19 protein-coding genes and 1 tRNA gene are annotated in these 19,270 nt (G+C 68.1%); 16 read left to right on the forward strand and 4 right to left on the reverse strand.

Features of this window, described 5'->3' with window-relative positions; genetic code table 11:
* A complete protein-coding gene (locus OH768_RS30960) occupies positions 1-429 on the forward strand; it encodes a MaoC family dehydratase (RefSeq protein WP_406459052.1) in 429 nt (142 codons plus the stop codon).
* Between the two features lie 64 nt (positions 430-493).
* On the opposite strand, the gene OH768_RS30965 is transcribed toward OH768_RS30960, so the two are convergent.
* On the reverse strand, positions 494-811 hold the full coding sequence (locus OH768_RS30965; RefSeq protein ID WP_406459054.1) for a hypothetical protein: 318 nt from the start codon (positions 809-811) through the stop codon (positions 494-496).
* 110 nt (positions 812-921) lie between these two features.
* Between OH768_RS30965 and OH768_RS30970 the strand changes: the two genes are divergently transcribed.
* From OH768_RS30970 to OH768_RS30980, 3 genes are all read left to right on the forward strand, one after another.
* Complete coding sequence (locus OH768_RS30970) at positions 922-1,494, forward strand: TetR/AcrR family transcriptional regulator (protein ID WP_406459056.1); 573 nt, start codon at positions 922-924, stop codon at positions 1,492-1,494.
* 94 nt (positions 1,495-1,588) lie between these two features.
* A complete protein-coding gene (locus tag OH768_RS30975; protein WP_406459058.1) occupies positions 1,589-3,070 on the forward strand; it encodes a DHA2 family efflux MFS transporter permease subunit in 1,482 nt (493 codons plus the stop codon).
* 138 nt (positions 3,071-3,208) lie between these two features.
* The gene (locus tag OH768_RS30980; protein WP_406459060.1) at positions 3,209-4,270 is read left to right on the forward strand and encodes a UDP-N-acetylmuramate dehydrogenase; all 1,062 of its coding nucleotides are present in this window, start codon (positions 3,209-3,211) and stop codon (positions 4,268-4,270) included.
* A 10-nt stretch (positions 4,271-4,280) separates the two neighbouring features.
* Here OH768_RS30980 and OH768_RS30985 read toward each other — a convergent pair whose 3' ends face one another.
* Positions 4,281-4,913, reverse strand: coding sequence for an NAD(P)-dependent oxidoreductase (locus OH768_RS30985; RefSeq protein WP_406459062.1), 633 nt, complete (start codon positions 4,911-4,913; stop codon positions 4,281-4,283).
* Between the two features lie 104 nt (positions 4,914-5,017).
* Here OH768_RS30985 and OH768_RS30990 point away from each other — a divergent pair, with 104 nt between their 5' ends.
* Complete coding sequence (locus OH768_RS30990) at positions 5,018-5,638, forward strand: TetR/AcrR family transcriptional regulator (RefSeq protein ID WP_406459064.1); 621 nt, start codon at positions 5,018-5,020, stop codon at positions 5,636-5,638.
* Positions 5,639-5,662: 24 nt separating this feature from the next.
* Entirely contained in the window at positions 5,663-6,328 is a 666-nt protein-coding gene (locus OH768_RS30995; protein WP_406459066.1) for a hypothetical protein, read from the forward strand.
* On the opposite strand, the gene OH768_RS31000 is transcribed toward OH768_RS30995, so the two are convergent.
* Positions 6,309-7,349, reverse strand: coding sequence for an adenosine deaminase (locus OH768_RS31000; protein WP_406459068.1), 1,041 nt, complete (start codon positions 7,347-7,349; stop codon positions 6,309-6,311). The two genes, OH768_RS30995 and OH768_RS31000, sit on opposite strands and share 20 nt — an antisense overlap.
* A 129-nt stretch (positions 7,350-7,478) precedes the next feature.
* Complete coding sequence (locus OH768_RS31005; RefSeq protein WP_406459070.1) at positions 7,479-8,705, reverse strand: pyridoxal phosphate-dependent aminotransferase; 1,227 nt, start codon at positions 8,703-8,705, stop codon at positions 7,479-7,481.
* 259 nt (positions 8,706-8,964) lie between these two features.
* Between OH768_RS31005 and OH768_RS31010 the strand changes: the two genes are divergently transcribed.
* The 10 genes from OH768_RS31010 to rpoB all read left to right on the forward strand — a co-directional run bounded on the left by OH768_RS31010 (position 8,965) and on the right by rpoB (position 19,228).
* Positions 8,965-9,037, forward strand: a tRNA-Trp gene (locus OH768_RS31010).
* Positions 9,038-9,150: 113 nt separating this feature from the next.
* Positions 9,151-9,438 carry a preprotein translocase subunit SecE gene (gene secE / locus OH768_RS31015; RefSeq protein WP_019055477.1) on the forward strand — a complete coding sequence of 96 codons (288 nt, stop codon included), beginning with the start codon at positions 9,151-9,153 and terminating at the stop codon, positions 9,436-9,438.
* A gap of 77 nt (positions 9,439-9,515) precedes the next feature.
* Positions 9,516-10,373, forward strand: a complete 858-nt coding sequence (gene nusG, locus OH768_RS31020) for a transcription termination/antitermination protein NusG (RefSeq protein ID WP_406459072.1) — start codon at positions 9,516-9,518, stop codon at positions 10,371-10,373.
* A 168-nt stretch (positions 10,374-10,541) separates the two neighbouring features.
* On the forward strand, positions 10,542-10,976 hold the full coding sequence (gene rplK / locus OH768_RS31025) for a 50S ribosomal protein L11 (RefSeq protein ID WP_006383482.1): 435 nt from the start codon (positions 10,542-10,544) through the stop codon (positions 10,974-10,976).
* 78 nt (positions 10,977-11,054) lie between these two features.
* On the forward strand, positions 11,055-11,780 hold the full coding sequence (gene rplA / locus OH768_RS31030; protein WP_406459075.1) for a 50S ribosomal protein L1: 726 nt from the start codon (positions 11,055-11,057) through the stop codon (positions 11,778-11,780).
* Positions 11,781-11,938: 158 nt separating this feature from the next.
* A complete protein-coding gene (locus OH768_RS31035) occupies positions 11,939-12,880 on the forward strand; it encodes a hypothetical protein (protein ID WP_406459077.1) in 942 nt (313 codons plus the stop codon).
* Between the two features lie 130 nt (positions 12,881-13,010).
* Complete coding sequence (locus tag OH768_RS31040) at positions 13,011-13,868, forward strand: DUF1396 domain-containing protein (RefSeq protein WP_406459079.1); 858 nt, start codon at positions 13,011-13,013, stop codon at positions 13,866-13,868.
* Between the two features lie 265 nt (positions 13,869-14,133).
* Entirely contained in the window at positions 14,134-14,664 is a 531-nt protein-coding gene (gene rplJ, locus OH768_RS31045) for a 50S ribosomal protein L10 (protein WP_019055481.1), read from the forward strand.
* A gap of 124 nt (positions 14,665-14,788) precedes the next feature.
* Positions 14,789-15,172: a 50S ribosomal protein L7/L12 gene (gene rplL, locus OH768_RS31050; protein ID WP_106971837.1), complete on the forward strand. Its 384-nt coding sequence runs from the start codon at positions 14,789-14,791 to the stop codon at positions 15,170-15,172.
* A 570-nt stretch (positions 15,173-15,742) separates the two neighbouring features.
* Entirely contained in the window at positions 15,743-19,228 is a 3,486-nt protein-coding gene (rpoB, locus tag OH768_RS31055; RefSeq protein ID WP_359608909.1) for a DNA-directed RNA polymerase subunit beta, read from the forward strand.
* The last annotated feature ends 42 nt before the right edge of the window (positions 19,229-19,270 follow it).

The raw sequence follows: 19,270 nt of genomic DNA on the forward strand, positions 1-19,270 counted from the left end.
ATGACGGCGAAGATCGCGTACGACGACATCGAGGTCGGCACCGAACTGCCGGCCCAGACCTTTCCCGTGACGCGCGCCGCCCTCGTCCAGTACGCGGGTGCCTCCGGGGACTTCAACCCGATCCACTGGAACGAGAAGTTCGCCAGGGAGGTCGGACTCCCGGACGTCATCGCGCACGGCATGTTCACCATGGCCGAGGCGATCCGTGTGGTCACCGACTGGGTCGGCGACCCGGGCGCGGTCGTCGAGTACGGCGTCCGCTTCACCAAGCCCGTCGTCGTCCCGAACGACGACCAGGGCGCGACCGTCGAGGTCAGCGCCAAGGTCGCGGCCAAGCTCGACGACAACACGGTCCGCGTGGACCTCGTGGCGACCAGCGCAGGCCAGAAGGTGCTGGGGATGTCACGAGCGGTCGTACGGCTGGCCTGAGCGGTCGGACATCAGCCGGGGTGGGTTGAGGTAAGGGGCGTCCGCCATTACGGGTGCCCCTTACTTATGGGCCGACGAACCCCGCACCCGTCGTCGGTCGGTGAGCCGGGCGTCCGACCTCGCGGACCCACACGGGAAACGGTGCGTCATCCGACACGGGCAGGTCCCTGGCGAGGAAGGCCTCGACGATGGGCGCGAGATCGTAAACGGGCCGGTAGCGTCCGCTGAACGGCAATTCGGTCACCGACAGTGACGCCGTCAGGCATCGGAGCTGGCCCGCCTGTGTGTCGTGCCACACATGGAACGTCGCGACCCCCGGGAAGTCCAGTTCGCGGACCCGGGAGCGGAGGGCTTCGGCGGTGGGCTCGAAGGCGGTCACCACGGCGGCGACGGAGGGGGCGGTCCTGTCGTCCGGGTTCCCGGCCGCCGTTCCGGAACCCCCGCCAAACTCACCCCTTGACTAAGTTAGTGATTGAGTACTAACTTTCTCGCATGGTCAGGATGAGCGCAGAGGAGAGGCGTGAGAGCGTCGTTCGCGCGGCGGTCGCCGAGTTCGCGCAGCGGGGGTACTACGGCACCTCCACGGAGGCGATCGCCAAGCGGGTCGGTGTCTCGCAGCCGTATCTCTTCCGGCTCTTCCCGGGCAAGAGGGCGATCTTCGCGGCGGCCTCGCTCAGGTGTGTCGAGGACGTGTGCCGGGTCATGGAGGAGTCGTCCAAGGGGCTGGAGGGCGAAGAGGCCCTGCATGCCATGGCCGACGCCTACGTGCGGCTCATCACGGAGTATCCCGAGAAGCTCCTGATGCAGATGCAGACCTACATCACGGTGGCCGCCGCCGAGGCGGAGGGTGACCACGAGTTCGGCGAGGCCGTGCGGCGGGGCTGGATGAGGCTCTGGGACATCGTGCATGCGTCCATGGGGGCGGATGTGGGCGAGACCGCGACCTTCATGGCGCACGGAATGCTGATCAACACCCTTGTGGCCATGGGTTTTCCGCCCGAGCACAGGGTCTGGGAGGGGATGTACCCGGAGGCCCGTGTCACCGGTCGGCTGGAGAAGTCGTAGCGGCGGGCAAGAGGCGGATTCTGCGCCTTTTCATGATCGTGAAAGTTAGTAATCAATAACTAATCATCGGTAGCGATCGCCCTTTGGGGGAGCGATGTCAGAACAGACCGCACGTCGCGGGGGAATGGTCTGGGCCCTCGTCATCACCAGCGTCGCCGGATTCATGGCGGCCCTCGACAACCTCGTCGTCACCACCGCCCTGCCCTCCATCCGCAAGGACCTCGGGGGCGCGCTGGGCGACCTGGAATGGACCGTGAGTGCCTACACGCTCACCTTCGCCGTCCTGCTGATGTTCGGTGCGGCCCTCGGCGACCGGTTCGGCCGACGGCGGCTCTTCCTCGTCGGCATCACCATATTCACCGGCGCCTCCGCCGCCGCGGCCATGGCGACCGGCATCGACTCCCTGATCGCGGCCCGCGCGGTCCAGGGCGTCGGCGCAGCGATCATGATGCCGCTGACACTGACCCTGCTCACCGCGGCCGTACCCGCCGCCAAACGCGGTATGGCCTACGGCATCTGGGGCGCCGTCAACGGACTCGCCGTCGCCTCCGGACCCCTCATCGGCGGCAGCCTCACCGAACACGTCTCCTGGCACTGGATCTTCTGGCTGAACGTCCCGCTCGGCCTGGCCCTGATCCCGCTCGCCCGCCTCCGCCTCTCCGAGTCCCACGGCACCGGCGCCCCGCTCGACTTCCCCGGCACCCTGCTCGCCAGCGGCGGCCTCTTCGGGATCGTCTACGGCCTGGTCCGCGGCCCCGCCGACGGGTGGGCCAGCTCCCTCGTCCTCACCGGGCTCTTCGCGGGCACCGCGCTCTTCGTCGGCTTCATCATCTACAGCGTCAACGCCAAGAACCCCATGCTCCCGATGCGGCTGTTCCGCTCCCGCGCCTTCTCCGGGATCAACGCCGCGAGCCTGCTGATGTTCCTCGGGATGTTCGGGTCGATCTTCCTGCTCAGCCAGTACATGCAGGGTGTCCTCGGCTACTCGCCCACCGAGGCGGGCCTCAGGATGCTGCCCTGGACCGGTATGCCGATGCTGGTCGCGCCCATCGCCGGCATCCTGTCCGACCGCGTCGGCGGCCGCCCGGTCGTCGCCGCCGGCCTCTTCCTCCAGGCCGCCGGTCTCGGCTACATGGCGTACATCGTCACCACCGACGTCTCCTACGCCGCTCAGCTGCCCGGTCTGATCCTCAGCGGGATCGGCATGGCCCTGTTCTTCGCCCCGGCCGCCAACCTGGTCATGTCCAGCGTCCGCCCGGCGGAACAAGGCATCGCCTCCGGCGCCAACAACGCGCTCCGCGAGGTGGGCGGCGCCCTCGGTGTAGCGATCATGGCGTCGATCTTCTCGGCACAGGGCGGCTACGAAACCGGGCAGAGCTTCGTCGACGGGCTGAAGCCCGCGCTGGTCACCGGCTCGGGCGTGGTCGCCCTCGCCGGGATCGCGACCCTGCTGATCCCGACGAGGCGCCGCGCGGCGGAGCTCACGAAGGTGGCCGCGTCGGACGAGGCGCCGGGTCACGCGGAGTCGGCCGAGGGTTCCGGGTCCGAGTCGGTCATGGAGTCGGCCGGCCGCTGAGAACGAACATCCGGCACGGCGGAGAACCAACATCCGGCACGCGCGCGTGGGGCCCCACCAAACCCGTGGGGCCCCACGCGCGTGCGTCCCGCCCCACCGCGCCGGGCGTTGTCGGTCCGGTCTCGTAGTCTTGGCCCCGTGCAGGAACTCCACGACGCTCCCCTCGCCCCGCTGACCACCTTCCGGTTGGGCGGTCCCGCGACCCGTCTGATCACCGCCGGCACCGATGCCGAGGTGATCGACGCCGTCCGCGAGGCCGACGACACCGGGACGCCGTTGCTGGTCATCGGGGGCGGGTCCAACCTCGTCATCGGGGACAAGGGGTTCGAGGGAACCGCCCTGCGCATCGCCACGCGCGGCTTCGTGCTCGACGGCACACGCCTGGAGCTGGCGGCCGGCGAGGTGTGGACCGATGCCGTCGCCCGCACCGTGGAGGCCGGGCTCGCCGGGATCGAGTGCCTCGCCGGGATCCCCGGATCGGCGGGCGCGACCCCGATCCAGAACGTGGGGGCGTACGGCCAGGAGGTCTCCGCCACCGTCACCGAGGTCGTCGCCTACGACCGCACCACCCGCGCGACGGTCACCCTCACCAACGAGGAGTGCGCCTTCTCGTACCGCCACAGCCGCTTCAAGGCAGAGCCCGAGCGCTACGTGGTGCTGCGCGTCCGCTTCCAACTGGAGGACGCGGGCGGGCTGTCGGCGCCGGTCAAGTACGCCGAGACGGCCCGTGTCCTCGGCGTCGAGCCCGGCGACCGGGTGCCGCTCGCGCGGGCCCGCGAGACCGTTCTCGCGCTGCGCGCCGGCAAGGGCATGGTCCTGGACCCCGAGGACCACGACACCTGGTCGGCCGGTTCCTTCTTCACCAATCCGATCCTCACCGAGGAGCAGTTCACCGCGTTCCACGCGCGCGTGCGCGAGCGCCTCGGGGAGAGCGCGGAGCCGCCCGCCTATCCGGCGGGGGAGGGGCACACCAAGACCTCCGCCGCCTGGCTGATCGACAAGGCGGGCTTCACCAAGGGGTACGGCACCGGGCCCGTCCGCATCTCCACCAAGCACACCCTCGCCCTCACCAACCGCGGCGAGGCGACCACCGCCGACCTGCTCGCCCTGGCCCGCGAGGTCGTCGTCGGCGTCCACGACACCTTCGGGATCACCCTCGTCAACGAACCGGTGACGGTCGGCGTCAGCCTCGTCGGCTGAGCCTCGACGACTAGTAGGCCACCCCCACCCCCTGCTTCACCGTCCCCGGGTCGTCGGTCATCGCCAGCATCGCGTGGGCCACGTCCGCGCGGGCGATGAACCGGCCCTTGTCCGGGAAGCCGCCCACGACCGTGCGGTACGTGCCGGTCACCGGCTTGTTCTGCAGGCGCGGTGGGCGGACCGAGGTCCAGTCGGTCGCGCTGCGGGCCAGCTCCGCCTCCATCTCCCGCAGGTCGGCGTACACGTCCTTCAGGAGCGCCGAGATCAGCCCGCGCGCGGTGCGGTCGAGGAGCCCGGCGCCCTCCGGGTCCGGGCCCACCGGACCGGCGCTCACCACCAGCAGCCGGCGCACCCCCTCCGCCTCCATGGCGGCCAGAACCGTCCGGGTGAGCCGGGTCGCGACCCCGGCGTCCTTTCGGCTGCGGGCGCCGAGTCCGGAGAGGACCGCGTCCCGGCCCGCGACCGCGGGGCGCAGCGCCTCCGGGGCGGTGAGGTCCGCAGGGAACACCTCCAGGCCCTTGCCGCGCACGGTCAGCCCGGCCGGGTCGCGCACGACCGCCGTGACCTGGTGACCCGAGGCCAGCGCCTGGCGGACGATCTCCTGACCGATGCCTCCCGTGGCACCGAAAACGGTGAGCTTCATGGCGTGCTCCTCAGCCTCACGGGGTGGGTGAGCGTTTACTCACCCCTGTCTCCCTCTAGAGTGAGTAAGTACTCACCCATTCGTCAAGCCCGAACGGACCGGTCATGGAATCCTCGAAGCCCGCCCGGGTCCGCATCCTCGACGCCGCCCACGAGCTGATGCTCACCGTCGGGCTGGCCCGGGCGACCACCAAGGAGATCGCGAAGGCCGCAGGCTGCTCCGAAGCCGCCCTCTACAAGTACTTCGCGAGCAAGGAGGAGCTGTTCATCCGCGTCCTCGCGGAACGGCTGCCCCAGTTGACCCCACTGCTGCAGAGCCTCGCCGCCGAGCCCGGACAGCACTCCCTGGAGGACAACCTCATCGAGATCGCCCGCCAGGCGGCCCTCTTCTACGAGCAGAGTTTCCCGATCGCGGCCTCCCTGTACGCCGAGACCCAGCTCAAGCGACGCCACGACGAGGCGCTGCGACAGCTCGGCTCCGGCCCCCACAAGCCGATCGAGGGCCTGGACGCCTATCTCCGCGCCGAACAGGCCGCCGGTCGTGTCCGCCGTGACGTGGACACCTTCGCCGCCGCGTCCCTCCTCCTCGGCGCCTGCGCACAGCGCGTGTTCGCCTACGAGGCCACGCAGACCGGCGTACGGCCGCCCGTGGACGAGTTCGCGCCACGCATCGCCAGGACGCTGCTGGGCGGAATCTCCGTTGCCGAGGACCCCTCCGGGCCGTGATCCTTGCCGTATGAGGCACCCCGAATGGAGCTGAGACTCCGCCAGTTCAGGCCCAGGACCGGCCCGCACGAACACCGTGTCGTCCAGCCCGGGCAACCCCTGCGCCACACCTCACTGCGCGACCCGGCGTCGTACGGAATGCTCATGGGTGACCATGACGGGCTGAGCCGGCTGGCCGGGCTGTTCTCGTTCGCCGCGTACTCCCGGCACACCATCGTGCACATTCCGCTGCGCGGGTGCGTGCCGCCCGACGAGGGGTGCGGGGAGCTGGTCGATCTGGTGCTGGCCCGTCCGGAGACGGGGCTGCGGCCCTCCAAATGGCCTGAACTGCGGCGGGCGTTGGGGCGTGGCACACCGCTCACCGTCCGCACGGACGAGGCCCGTACCGAGCGGCACGCGCGCGCGTGGCTGGAGCGTCCGTACGACCGCGGGCTGTTGCGGCACACCACGCACGCGCGCACGTACTTCCTCATCGGCGGCCGTGATGTCCTCGCCGGCGCAGCGACGGCGTTCGCCTACGCGGCCGGCTGGGGGCCGCGGGAAAAGAGGGTCGTCGAGGGGCAGGCGGCGTGCGTGACCTGCCTGCACCACGAGCTGGTGCCTCCCAGGGACGGCCTGCGCCATCCCGAGCTCGCGATCTGTTTCAAGCCGTATCCGCCCTACGCCCACTTCAAGCGGCCGGGGCGCTGAGCCAGTCGTCGATGCCCGACAGCAGCTTGGTCTTCATGTCCTCCGGGGCCGCCGAACCCCGTACCGACTGCCGGGCCAGTTCGGCCAGTTCGCGGTCCGAGAAGGCGTGGTAACGGCGGGCGATCTCGTACTGGGCCGCGAGCCGGGAGCCGAACAGGAGCGGGTCGTCGGCGCCGAGCGCCAGGGGGACGCCGGCTTCGAAGAGGGTCCGCAGGGGCACGTCCTCGTGCTTCTCGTAGACGCCCAGGGCCACGTTCGAGGCGGGGCACACCTCACAGGTGATGCCCCGGTCGGCGAGGCGCTTCAGCAGCCGCGGGTCCTCCGCCGCGCGTACACCGTGGCCGATCCGGGTCGCGTGCAGGTCGTCCAGGCAGTCCCGCACCGAGGCCGGGCCCGCCAGTTCGCCGCCGTGCGGGGCGGAGAGCAGGCCGCCCTCCTGGGCGATCGCGAAGGCCCGGTCGAAGTCCCGTGCCATACCCCGGCGTTCGTCGTTCGAGAGGCCGAAACCGACCACCCCGTGGTCCGCATACCGCACTGCCAGCCGGGCCAGCGTCCGTGCGTCCAGCGGGTGCTTCATCCGGTTCGCGGCCACCAGCACCCGCATCCCGAGCCCGGTCTCGCGGGAGGTCGTCTCCACCGCGTCCAGGATGACCTCCAGCGCCGGGATCAGCCCGCCCAGGCGCGGCGCGTACGACGTCGGGTCCACCTGGATCTCCAGCCAGCCCGAGCCGTCCCTGACGTCCTCCTCGGCGGCCTCGCGCACCAGCCGCTGGATGTCCTCGGGTTCCCGCAGGCACGACCGCGCGGCGTCGTACAGCCGCTGGAAACGGAACCACCCCCGCTCGTCCGTCGCCCGCAGTTTCGGCGGCTCCCCGCTGGTCAACGCGTCGGTCAGGGCGTCCGGCAGTCGTACGCCGTACTTGTCGGCCAGCTCCAGCACGGTGGTCGGCCGCATCGACCCGGTGAAGTGCAGGTGCAGATGGGCTTTCGGCAGTTCAGAGACATCACGTACACGCTCCATCCGGGAATCCTGCCGTACGTTCCCGTCGTCCCGGTACCGCTTTCCCCGATCGTGGTCTTGCTCGCACACAGCAGCGGGCCGCCTCCCCGGAGGGAAACGGCCCGCACGCGCGCGTGGAGGTACGAAAACTCAGTCCGTGGCCTCGGAGAGCAGCTTCTGGATACGGCTGACGCCCTCGACGAGATCCTCGTCACCCAGGGCGTACGACAGCCGCAGGTAGCCGGGGGTCCCGAAGGCCTCGCCCGGGACGACCGCGACCTCGGCCTCCTCCAGGATCAGCGCGGCCAGCTCGACCGAGTCCTGGGGGCGCTTGCCCCGGATCTCCTTGCCGAGGAGGGCCTTGACCGACGGGTAGGCGTAGAACGCGCCCTCGGGCTCCGGGCAGAGCACGCCGTCGATCTCGTTCAGCATCCGCACGATGGTCTTGCGACGGCGGTCGAAGGCCTCGCGCATCTCCGCCACGGCCGTCAGGTCACCGGAGACGGCGGCCAGCGCGGCGACCTGGGCGACGTTCGAGACGTTCGACGTGGCGTGCGACTGGAGGTTGGTCGCGGCCTTGACGACGTCCTTCGGGCCGACGATCCAGCCCACCCGCCAGCCGGTCATGGCGTATGTCTTGGCGACGCCGTTGACCACGATGCACTTGTCGCGCAGCTCGGGGAGGATCGCGGGCAGCGAGGTGAACTTCGCGTCTCCGTAGACGAGGTGTTCGTAGATCTCGTCCGTCATGACCCACAGGCCGTGCTCGACGGCCCAGCGGCCGATCGCCTCGGCCTCGGCCTCGCTGTAGACGGCGCCGGTCGGGTTCGAGGGGGAGACGAAGAGGACGACCTTGGTGTTCTCGGTGCGGGCCGCCTCCAACTGCTCGACGGTGACGCGGTATCCGGTCGTCTCGTCGGCGACGACGTCCACGGGGACACCGCCCGCGAGACGGATCGACTCCGGGTACGTCGTCCAGTACGGCGCCGGGACGATGACCTCGTCGCCCGGGTCGAGGATCGCGGCGAAGGCCTCGTAGATGGCCTGCTTGCCGCCGTTGGTGACCAGGATCTGCGAGGCGTCCACCTCGTAGCCCGAGTCGCGCAGCGTCTTCGCGGCGATCGCGGTCTTCAGCTCCGGCAGACCGCCGGCCGGGGTGTAGCGGTGGTACTTGGGGTTCGAGCAGGCCTCGATGGCGGCCTGGACGACGTAGTCCGGAGTCGGGAAGTCCGGTTCGCCCGCGCCGAAGCCGATCACCGGACGCCCGGCGGCCTTGAGGGCCTTGGCCTTGGCGTCCACGGCGAGGGTGGCGGACTCGGAGATCGCGCCGACTCGGGCGGAGACCCGGCGCTCGGTGGGAGGGGTTGAGGCGCTCATGGGCCCATCGTTTCAGACCCGAAACCCGCCCGGCACACCGGTTTCACAGACTGAACAGGATCGGGCGGACCTTGAACAACCGTCCGGATTCCCGCCCCTGCCTGGGCGATCTTCCGTCGGCGATCCCCGTACAGGCACTTTCTGTTCGACGACCGCCTCAGGAGCACGTACACTCCTACCTCGTTGGCCTTCAGGAGCCGCGCCCTACTTGGTGCACACCGAGCACCCGGGTGGATGCGGTACGTTGGGGATGTCACAAAGGGTCGTAGCTCAATTGGTAGAGCACCGGTCTCCAAAACCGGCGGTTGGGGGTTCAAGTCCCTCCGGCCCTGCTACACACACCTTCACCAGGATGTGTGCGCAGCGCATGTACGTACAGCAATGCACCGCCGTGCGGCTCAGACCGGGCGCGGCACGGCCACGACCCGGGAACAGGTGAGGATGAATGGCGGACGCCGTGGGCTCCATCGACATGCCTGATGCCCAGGACGAGGTGTCGGAGTCCAAGAAGAAGGCCCGCAAGGGCGGCAAGCGAGCCAAGAAGGGCCCGCTGAAGCGACTCGGCATCTTCTATCGCCAGATCGTCGCGGAACTCCGCAAGGTCGTCTGGCCGACGCGCAACCAGCTGACGACGTACACGACCGTTGTGATCGTCTTCGTCGTCATCATGATCGGTCTGGTGACCGTGATTGACTACGGACTGAATCACGCCGCGAAGTACGTCTTCGGCTGAGGCCGGAAGCGAAGGGCGCCCTGACCGGCGCCCCTTTCGCGTGTTCCACCCCCATGTATCCAGGAAGAAGCAGCCACGTGTCTGACCCGAACCTGAACGAGGCCGTCGAGCCGGACGAGTCCGTGGAAGACGAACTCGACATCGTCGAGGGCGCGGACGAGGAGCTGGACGAGGTCGAGGCTGCCGACGCCGACGCGGGCGAGCCCGCCGAGGAAGCCGCCCTGCACGTCGAGGACGAGGACGAGGAAGCGGCCGAGGACCTCGACGACGAGACCGCGGCCGAGGACGACGAGGAAGAGGCCGAGCCGGCCGAGCCCGTCGACCCGGTGGTCGCCCTGCGCGAGGAACTCCGCACCCTCCCCGGCGAGTGGTACGTCATCCACACGTACGCCGGTTACGAGAACCGCGTGAAGACCAACCTGGAGCAGCGCGCCGTCTCGCTGAACGTCGAGGACTACATCTTCGCGGCCGAGGTGCCGCAAGAAGAGGTCGTCCAGATCAAGAACGGCGACCGCAAGACCATCAAGCAGAACAAGCTCCCGGGCTACGTCCTGGTCCGCATGGACCTGACGAACGAGTCCTGGGGCGTCGTCCGCAACACCCCCGGCGTCACCGGCTTCGTGGGCAACGCCTACGACCCGTACCCGCTGACCCTGGACGAGATCGTCAAGATGCTCGCCCCGGAGGCCGAGGAGAAGGCCGCCCGCGAGGCGGCCGAGGCCGAGGGCAAGCCGGTTCCGCAGCGCAAGGTCGAGGTCCAGGTGCTGGACTTCGAGGTCGGCGACTCGGTCACCGTCACCGACGGCCCGTTCGCGACGCTGCAGGCGACCATCAACGAGATCAACGCCGACTCGAAGAAGGTCAAGGGTCTCGTCGAGATCTTCGGCCGCGAGACGCCGGTCGAGCTCTCCTTCGACCAGATCCAGAAGAACTAGTTCTCCCTGGACGTACGTCTTCCGAGCAGGTCAGACGGGCTGTCAAAAGCCTCTCTGACCTGCTCGGTTTTTAGCCGCACATGGATACCCGTTATCGTTGTGCGGTATGCCTCCATCCGGATTGACCGGACGGGGGCCGAAAACTCTCACTAGGACCCGGAGAGAGCAATGCCTCCCAAGAAGAAGAAGGTCACGGGGCTTATCAAGCTCCAGATCAACGCCGGTGCGGCGAACCCGGCTCCGCCGGTCGGCCCCGCGCTCGGTCAGCACGGCGTCAACATCATGGAGTTCTGCAAGGCCTACAACGCGGCCACCGAGTCGCAGCGCGGCTGGGTGATCCCGGTGGAGATCACGGTCTACGAGGACCGCTCCTTCACCTTCATCACCAAGACTCCGCCGGCCGCGAAGATGATCCTCAAGGCCGCGGGTGTCGAGAAGGGCTCGGGCGAACCGCACAAGACCAAGGTCGCCAAGATCACCCAGGCGCAGGTCCGCGAGATCGCCACGACCAAGCTTCCCGACCTGAACGCCAACGACCTTGACGCCGCGTCGAAGATCATCGCCGGCACCGCCCGTTCCATGGGCATCACGGTCGAGGGCTGACCTTCACCCCGCAGAAGTGATTGTGGTGGGACCTGCTCGGTCCGTACCACGACTCCTCAGAACACATCAGGAGCAGTAGTGAGCAAGCGCAGCAAGTCTCTCCGCGCTGCGGACGCCAAGATCGACCGGGACAAGCTCTACGCCCCGCTCGAGGCCGTCCGTCTCGCCAAGGAGACCTCCACGACCAAGTTCGACGGCACCGTCGAGGTCGCCTTCCGCCTGGGTGTCGACCCGCGCAAGGCCGACCAGATGGTCCGTGGCACCGTGAACCTGCCGCACGGCACCGGCAAGACCGCCCGGGTCCTGGTCTTCGCGACCGGTGACCGTGCTGCGGCCGCGGAGGCCGCTGGCGCCGACATCGTCGGCTCCGACGAACTGATCGACGAGGTCGCGAAGGGGCGTCTGGACTTCGACGCCGTCGTCGCCACCCCGGACCTCATGGGCAAGGTCGGCCGCCTCGGCCGCGTGCTCGGTCCCCGTGGTCTCATGCCGAACCCCAAGACCGGCACCGTGACCCCGGACGTCGTCAAGGCTGTCACCGAGATCAAGGGTGGCAAGATCGAGTTCCGCGTCGACAAGCACTCGAACCTGCACTTCATCATCGGCAAGTCGTCCTTCGACGACACCAAGCTGGTGGAGAACTACGGCGCGGCCCTGGACGAGATCCTCCGTCTGAAGCCGTCCGCCGCCAAGGGTCGCTACATCAAGAAGGCCGCGATCAGCACCACGATCGGCCCCGGCATTCCGATCGACCCGAACCGCACCCGCAACCTCCTCGTCGAGGAGGACCCGGCCGCCGTCTGAGCCCCGCGCTCACCCCGGTAGCCGCGTCGCGTACGCGTCAGAATTGGGCGAGCCCCGCAACCTTCGAGGTGCGGGGCTCGTCCTCTTTCGTACGGGGTGTCAGTGGGCTGCGCTAGCGTTTGTGGCAGGCACAGCAATCGCTCAGGGGTGGGGGACGGATGAAGAGCAGGACCGTGCGCAGGGTGGGTCTCTCGATCGCGGTGGGGGCCGCGCTGGCCTCGGTGGCCGCCTGCAGTTCCACGGGCTCCTCCGGGGGCTCGGGCAAGGACGACAAGACGGTCGGCAAGGGCACGACCCATGTGAGCCCCATAGCGGCCCTGCGCAGCGCCGAGCAGTCCACCGACAAGGCCGACTCCGCCAGGGTCGAGTCCTCCACGGTCCTGGGCACCCTGATGTCCATGGACGCCAAGGGCAGCCTCGGCTGGGCCGACGGCATCAGCGGCACCCTCACGATGAACTACACCGGCGGCACGATGGCCGACGCGATGCGCGCGGCGGGCAGCACCTCGATGGAGGCCCGCTATCTGCCCGACGCCTACTACGCCAAGATGGGCGAGAAGTTCGCCGCGCAGGCCGGCGGCAAGCACTGGATCAAGTACGCGTACGACGACCTCGCCAAGCTCGGCGGCAGCTCCGGCGCGTACCTCAAGGACCAGATGCAGAACTCCACCCCGAACCAGTCGGTGAAGCTCCTGCTCGCCTCCGGGGACGTCAAGAAGGTCGGCGCGGAGTCGGTCCGCGGCCAGCAGACCACGCACTACTCGGGCACGGTGAACGTCGCCGACCTCGCCACCAAGAACTCCAACCTCACCGCGAGCCAGCTCGCCGGACTGAAGAAGCAGCTCACCTCGGCCGGTGTCTCCACGGAGCGGGTCGACATCTGGATCAACGCCAAGGACCTGCTGGTCAAGAAGGTCGAGAAGGGCGAGATGTCGTCGGGCGAGTACAGCCAGACCGCCTACTACAGCGACTACGGCGTGAAGGTGGAGGCCACCGTGCCTCCGGCGAGCGACACCGAGGACTTCATGGCGCTGCTGAAGAAGCAGGGGCTGACCCCGGGCAGCGCCGACACGGCGACCGGCTCCGGCACCAGCTCCTGAGGAGCCCAACTCGCCGCAGGCCCAAGGGAATTCGGAAGACCGCCGAACCGGCCCGAGGTTAGGCTCACGGCTCCTGCTGTGAATCGGCCATGTGTTCCTTGTGGCCGTCGGGTTCCTTTGGGGGGAATCGATGCGGTCTTCAGTACGTCGTGCCACGCGCCGCAGAGCGACCGGTGCCGGGCTCGCCGCCCTGCTCCTCGCCGGGGGAGCGGTCGGCTGCTCGAAGCTCGCCGCGGACTCCTCGCCGGACATGGCGCCCGCGGCGGCCGTGGCCGAGGCGGCGAAGAAGACCCAGGACATCACGTCGCTCCGCTACCGGATGGCCGGCACGATGCCCGGCGAGGGGAAGATCACGGCCGAGGCGGCAATGAGCATGAAGCCCCAGGCCATGAGCATGAGGATGACCTCGGCCAAGACCGGCTCCACGGTCCAGGTACGCGTCGTGGACAAGGCGCTCTACCTCAACGGCGGCGCCGAGACGGCCAGGGAGCTGGGCGGCAAGCACTGGCTGAAGCTCGACATGTCGGCCCTGGGCGGGCTGGGGAACAACCTGACCGCCAACGGGACCGGCGCGGCCGAGGCCGACAAGAACCCGGCCGCCGAGGCCGCCTTCCTCACCGGCGCCAGGGACGTGAAGAAGGTCGGCACCGAGACCGTCGACGGGGTGCGGACCACCCACTACGCGGGCAAGGTCACCCTCGCCGACGTCGAGGCCGCCGCGGCCAAGGGTGAGAACAGGGACGCCCGGGAGCGGCGCGCGAAGAGCGTCGAGAGTTACCAGAAGATGGGCGTCGACGCGCTCACCATGGACATGTGGGTCGACGGCGACCACCACACCAAGCGGTTCCGGATGCGCGGCGAGGGCGACAAGGGCCCGCTCGACATGACGGTCACCTTCCTCGACGTCAATGCACCGGTGACGGTCACTGTCCCGCCGGCGAAGGACAGCACCGACCTCGCCCAGCTGATGAAGGACGCCCAGGGCTGAGCCGTACGGGCGGATTTGCTTGGGCGTGTGTGGGTCCCGTACTCTTCCGGAGAAGCCAAAGACCGCTGGTCGTTGCCGTGCCTGTCAAAGGGTGTGGCGACCGAAGGATCCGCTGAACAGTGGACGACCCGCGCAGGTGAACTGGATGTGCTCCCGGGAATGTTGTTTCCGGTCGAGCTACGCCCCGTGCGCCTGCGCCGGGGCGTTTTCTCTGTCCCAGCCCCTTCTGAGCGGTCCTCATCACCCGGAAGGAGGCCGACGCTCTATGGCAAGGCCCGACAAGGCTGCCGCGGTAGCCGAGCTCGCGGACCAGTTCCGCGACTCGAACGCCGCCGTGCTGACCGAGTACCGGGGTCTCACCGTGGCGCAGCTCAAGACGCTGCGTCGTTCGCTCGGTGAGAACGCCCAGTACGCCGTGGTGAAGAACACGCTGACCAAGATTGCGGCCAACGAGGCCGGGATCTCTACGCTCGACGACCTGTTCAACGGTCCGACGGCGGTCGCCTTCATCACCGGTGACCCGGTGGAGTCGGCGAAGGGTCTTCGTGACTTCGCCAAGGACAACCCGAACCTCGTCATCAAGGGCGGTGTCCTTGACGGCAAGGCGCTGTCCGCCGACGAGATCAAGAAGCTCGCGGACCTCGAGTCCCGCGAGGTTCTGCTCTCCAAGCTGGCGGGTGCCTTCAAGGGCAAGCAGACTCAGGCTGCGCAGCTCTTCCAGGCGCTCCCGTCGAAGCTCGTCCGCACGGTGGACGCCCTTCGCGCCAAGCAAGAAGAGCAGGGCGGTGCCGAGTAATTCGGCTCGCAGCATGACCGCCGCCTGAGGCTCCGCGCCGCACGGCATCGGTCGTAGCGGGCCGAACGTACGCCCGCCAGACATGTACACCCCGGCACCAGCCGAAAATTAGTGGAAGGAAGCCATCGTGGCTCTCACCCAGGACGAACTGCTCGCCGAGTTCGAGACCATGACCCTCATCCAGCTTTCCGAGTTCGTGAAGGCGTTCGAGGAGAAGTTCGACGTCACCGCCGCCGCCGCGGTCGCCGTTGCCGGTCCGGCCGGTCCGGCCGCCGCTGTCGAGGCCGAGGCCGAGCAGGACGAGTTCGACGTCATCCTCACCGGCGCCGGCGAGAAGAAGATCCAGGTCATCAAGGTCGTGCGTGAGCTGACCTCGCTGGGTCTCAAGGAGGCCAAGGACCTCGTGGACGGCGCCCCCAAGCCCGTCGTCGAGAAGGTCGCCAAGGACGTCGCCGAGAAGGCTGCCGAGTCCCTCAAGGCCGCCGGCGCCTCGGTCGAGGTCAAGTAACACCGCCAAGGCCGTGGACGAGGTCCCAGGACCTTGTAACGCCTAGGCCCCGAAGAGCGATCATCCATCTGGGTGGTCGCTCTTCGGCGTTCCCGGGTCGGGTGAGCGGCAGCCTTGCGGTCAGGGGTTCGCGGAGTATGGTGATCTTCTTCGTGCCTCCGAGCATCCCTGGTGGCATGTGGTGTGGGCCATGGAGGCCTTGACGAACCGCACGCAGCGCGCAATTCTCAGGACGCGTCGTCACAACGATCCGAATCCGAGGCATGGATCGGCGACGAAGAGGGCAGTATCAACGCGTTGAGGACGTGAGCTTGCCGAGGGTGTTGAGCACGACGAGGGTCTCAAAAAAGCGGGGCTGGACATCAGTGCGCCAAGTGGCTACACTGACCCTTTGCGCTGCCTGTTAGCTGCTCCCTGCCCGTCACCAGGGGCATGCCCTCACTTGAGCATCGATGACCGGACCATCTCTGACCTGGCCTTTCCGGGCCGTCTCAGGAAGTCCATGTCTCCTTGCCCCTGCGAGGGGCCGGTACGCGCGTAGTGAGTCCGAGCCCTCGGAAGGACCCCCTCTTGGCCGCCTCGCGCACTGCCTCGACCGCGAATATGAACAACGGCGCCAGCACCGCCCCGCTGCGCATCTCCTTTGCAAAGATCAAGGAGCCCCTCGAGGTTCCCAACCTGCTCGCGTTGCAGACCGAGAGCTTCGACTGGCTGCTCGGCAACTCCGCCTGGCAGAGTCGGGTCGAGGCGGCTCTGGAGTCGGGTCAGGACGTCCCCACGAAGTCCGGTCTGGAGGAGATCTTCGAGGAGATCTCCCCGATCGAGGACTTCTCCGGGTCGATGTCGCTGACCTTCCGCGACCACCGTTTCGAACCTCCCAAGAACAGCATCGACGAGTGCAAGGAGCGCGACTTCACGTACGCCGCCCCGCTCTTCGTGACCGCTGAGTTCACCAACAACGAGACCGGCGAGATCAAGTCCCAGACGGTCTTCATGGGCGACTTCCCGCTCATGACCAACAAGGGCACCTTCGTCATCAACGGCACCGAGCGTGTCGTCGTGTCGCAGCTGGTCCGTTCGCCGGGCGTCTACTTCGACTCCTCGATCGACAAGACGTCCGACAAGGACATCTTCTCCGCCAAGGTGATCCCCTCCCGGGGTGCCTGGCTGGAGATGGAGATCGACAAGCGCGACATGGTCGGTGTCCGCATCGACCGCAAGCGCAAGCAGTCCGTCACCGTCCTGCTCAAGGCTCTCGGTTGGACGACCGAGCAGATCCTGGAGGAGTTCGGCGAGTACGAGTCCATGCGCGCCACCCTGGAGAAGGACCACACCCAGGGCCAGGACGACGCGCTCCTCGACATCTACCGCAAGCTGCGTCCGGGCGAGCCCCCGACCCGCGAGGCCGCGCAGACGCTTCTGGAGAACCTCTACTTCAACCCGAAGCGCTACGACCTCGCCAAGGTCGGCCGCTACAAGGTCAACAAGAAGCTGGGCGGCGAAGCCCCGCTGGACGCCGGTGTGCTGACCGTCGAGGACATCATCTCGTCGATCAAGTACCTGGTGAAGCTGCACGCCGGCGAGACCGAGACCGTCGGTGACAACGGCACCACGATCGTCGTCGAGACCGACGACATCGACCACTTCGGCAACCGTCGTCTGCGCAACGTCGGCGAGCTCATCCAGAACCAGGTCCGTACGGGTCTGGCGCGTATGGAGCGAGTCGTCCGCGAGCGGATGACGACCCAGGACGTCGAGGCGATCACGCCGCAGACCCTGATCAACATCCGGCCGGTCGTCGCCTCCATCAAGGAGTTCTTCGGCACCAGCCAGCTGTCGCAGTTCATGGACCAGAACAACCCGCTGTCGGGTCTCACCCACAAGCGCCGTCTGTCGGCGCTTGGCCCGGGTGGTCTCTCCCGTGAGCGGGCCGGCTTCGAGGTCCGTGACGTGCACCCCTCGCACTACGGCCGCATGTGCCCGATCGAGACCCCGGAAGGCCCGAACATCGGCCTGATCGGCTCGCTCGCCTCCTACGGCCGCGTCAACGCGTTCGGTTTCGTCGAGACGCCGTACCGCCGGGTCACCGACGGTGTCGTCACCGACGAGGTCGACTACCTGACGGCCGACGAAGAGGACCGATTCGTCATCGCGCAGGCCAACGCGCCGCTGACGGACGAGTTCCGCTTCGAGGAGTCCCGCGTCCTGGTCCGCATCCGTGGCGGCGAGGTCGACTACGTCCCCGGTGACGACGTCGACTACATGGACGTCTCCCCGCGCCAGATGGTGTCCGTCGCGACCGCGATGATCCCGTTCCTGGAGCACGACGACGCCAACCGTGCCCTCATGGGCGCGAACATGATGCGTCAGGCCGTGCCCCTCATCAAGTCCGAGGCGCCGCTGGTCGGCACCGGCATGGAGTACCGCTGCGCGGTCGACGCCGGTGACGTCCTGAAGTCGGAGAAGGACGGTGTGGTCCAGGAGGTCTCCGCGGACTACATCACCACCGCCAACGACGACGGCACGTACACCACGTACCGCCTCGCCAAGTTCTCCCGCTCCAACCAGGGCACCTCCGTCAACCAGAAGGTTGTCGTGGACGAGGGCGCCCGGGTCGTCGCCAACCAGGTGCTGGCCGACGGTCCGGCGACCGAGTTCGGCGAGATGGCGCTCGGCAAGAACCTGCTCGTGGCGTTCATGCCGTGGGAGGGTCACAACTACGAGGACGCGATCATCCTGTCGCAGCGCCTCGTACAGGACGACGTCCTCTCCTCGATCCACATCGAGGAGCACGAGGTCGACGCCCGTGACACCAAGCTCGGCCCCGAGGAGATCACCCGGGACATCCCGAACGTCTCCGAGGAGGTCCTCGCCGACCTCGACGAGCGCGGCATCATCCGGATCGGTGCCGAGGTCGTCGCCGGTGACATCCTCGTCGGCAAGGTCACGCCCAAGGGTGAGACCGAGCTGACCCCCGAGGAGCGCCTGCTCCGCGCGATCTTCGGTGAGAAGGCGCGCGAGGTGCGCGACACCTCGCTGAAGGTGCCGCACGGCGAGATCGGCAAGGTCATCGGCGTCCGCGTCTTCGACCGCGAGGAGGGCGACGAACTGCCGCCCGGCGTCAACCAGTTGGTCCGGGTGTATGTTGCGCAGAAGCGCAAGATCACCGACGGCGACAAGCTGGCCGGCCGGCACGGCAACAAGGGTGTTATTTCGAAGATCCTGCCCATCGAGGACATGCCGTTCCTCGAGGACGGAACTCCGGTCGACATCATCCTCAACCCGCTGGGTGTCCCGTCCCGAATGAACCCGGGACAGGTCCTGGAGATCCACCTCGGCTGGCTCGCCAGCCGCGGCTGGGACGTCTCCGGGCTCAGCGACGAGTGGGCGCGCCGTCTGCAGGCCATCGGCGCCGACCAGGTCGCCCCCGGCACCAACGTCGCGACCCCGGTCTTCGACGGTGCCCGCGAGGACGAGATCTCCGGTCTCTTCGAGGCCACGATCCCGAACCGTGACGGCGACCGCCTGGTCCAGGCCTCCGGAAAGGCCAACCTGTTCGACGGCCGCTCCGGCGAGCCGTTCCCGGAGCCGATCTCGATCGGCTACATGTACATCCTGAAGCTGCACCACCTGGTCGACGACAAGCTGCACGCCCGTTCGACCGGTCCGTACTCGATGATCACCCAGCAGCCGCTGGGTGGTAAGGCGCAGTTCGGTGGTCAGCGCTTCGGCGAGATGGAGGTGTGGGCGCTGGAGGCATACGGTGCCGCCTACGCCCTCCAGGAACTGCTGACCATCAAGTCCGACGACGTCACCGGCCGCGTGAAGGTCTACGAGGCCATCGTCAAGGGCGAGAACATCCCCGAGCCCGGCATCCCCGAGTCCTTCAAGGTGCTCATCAAGGAGATGCAGTCGCTCTGCCTGAACGTGGAGGTGCTGTCCAGTGACGGTATGTCCATCGAGATGCGTGACACCGACGAGGATGTCTTCCGCGCAGCGGAGGAGCTCGGCATCGACCTGTCCCGGCGCGAGCCGAGCAGCGTCGAAGAGGTCTGACGGGAGTCCGGAGGCCTGCGCCACGCAGGTCTCCGGCCCCAG

Source organism: Streptomyces sp. NBC_01622 (genome assembly GCF_045209635.1).
GTDB lineage: Bacteria > Actinomycetota > Actinomycetes > Streptomycetales > Streptomycetaceae > Streptomyces.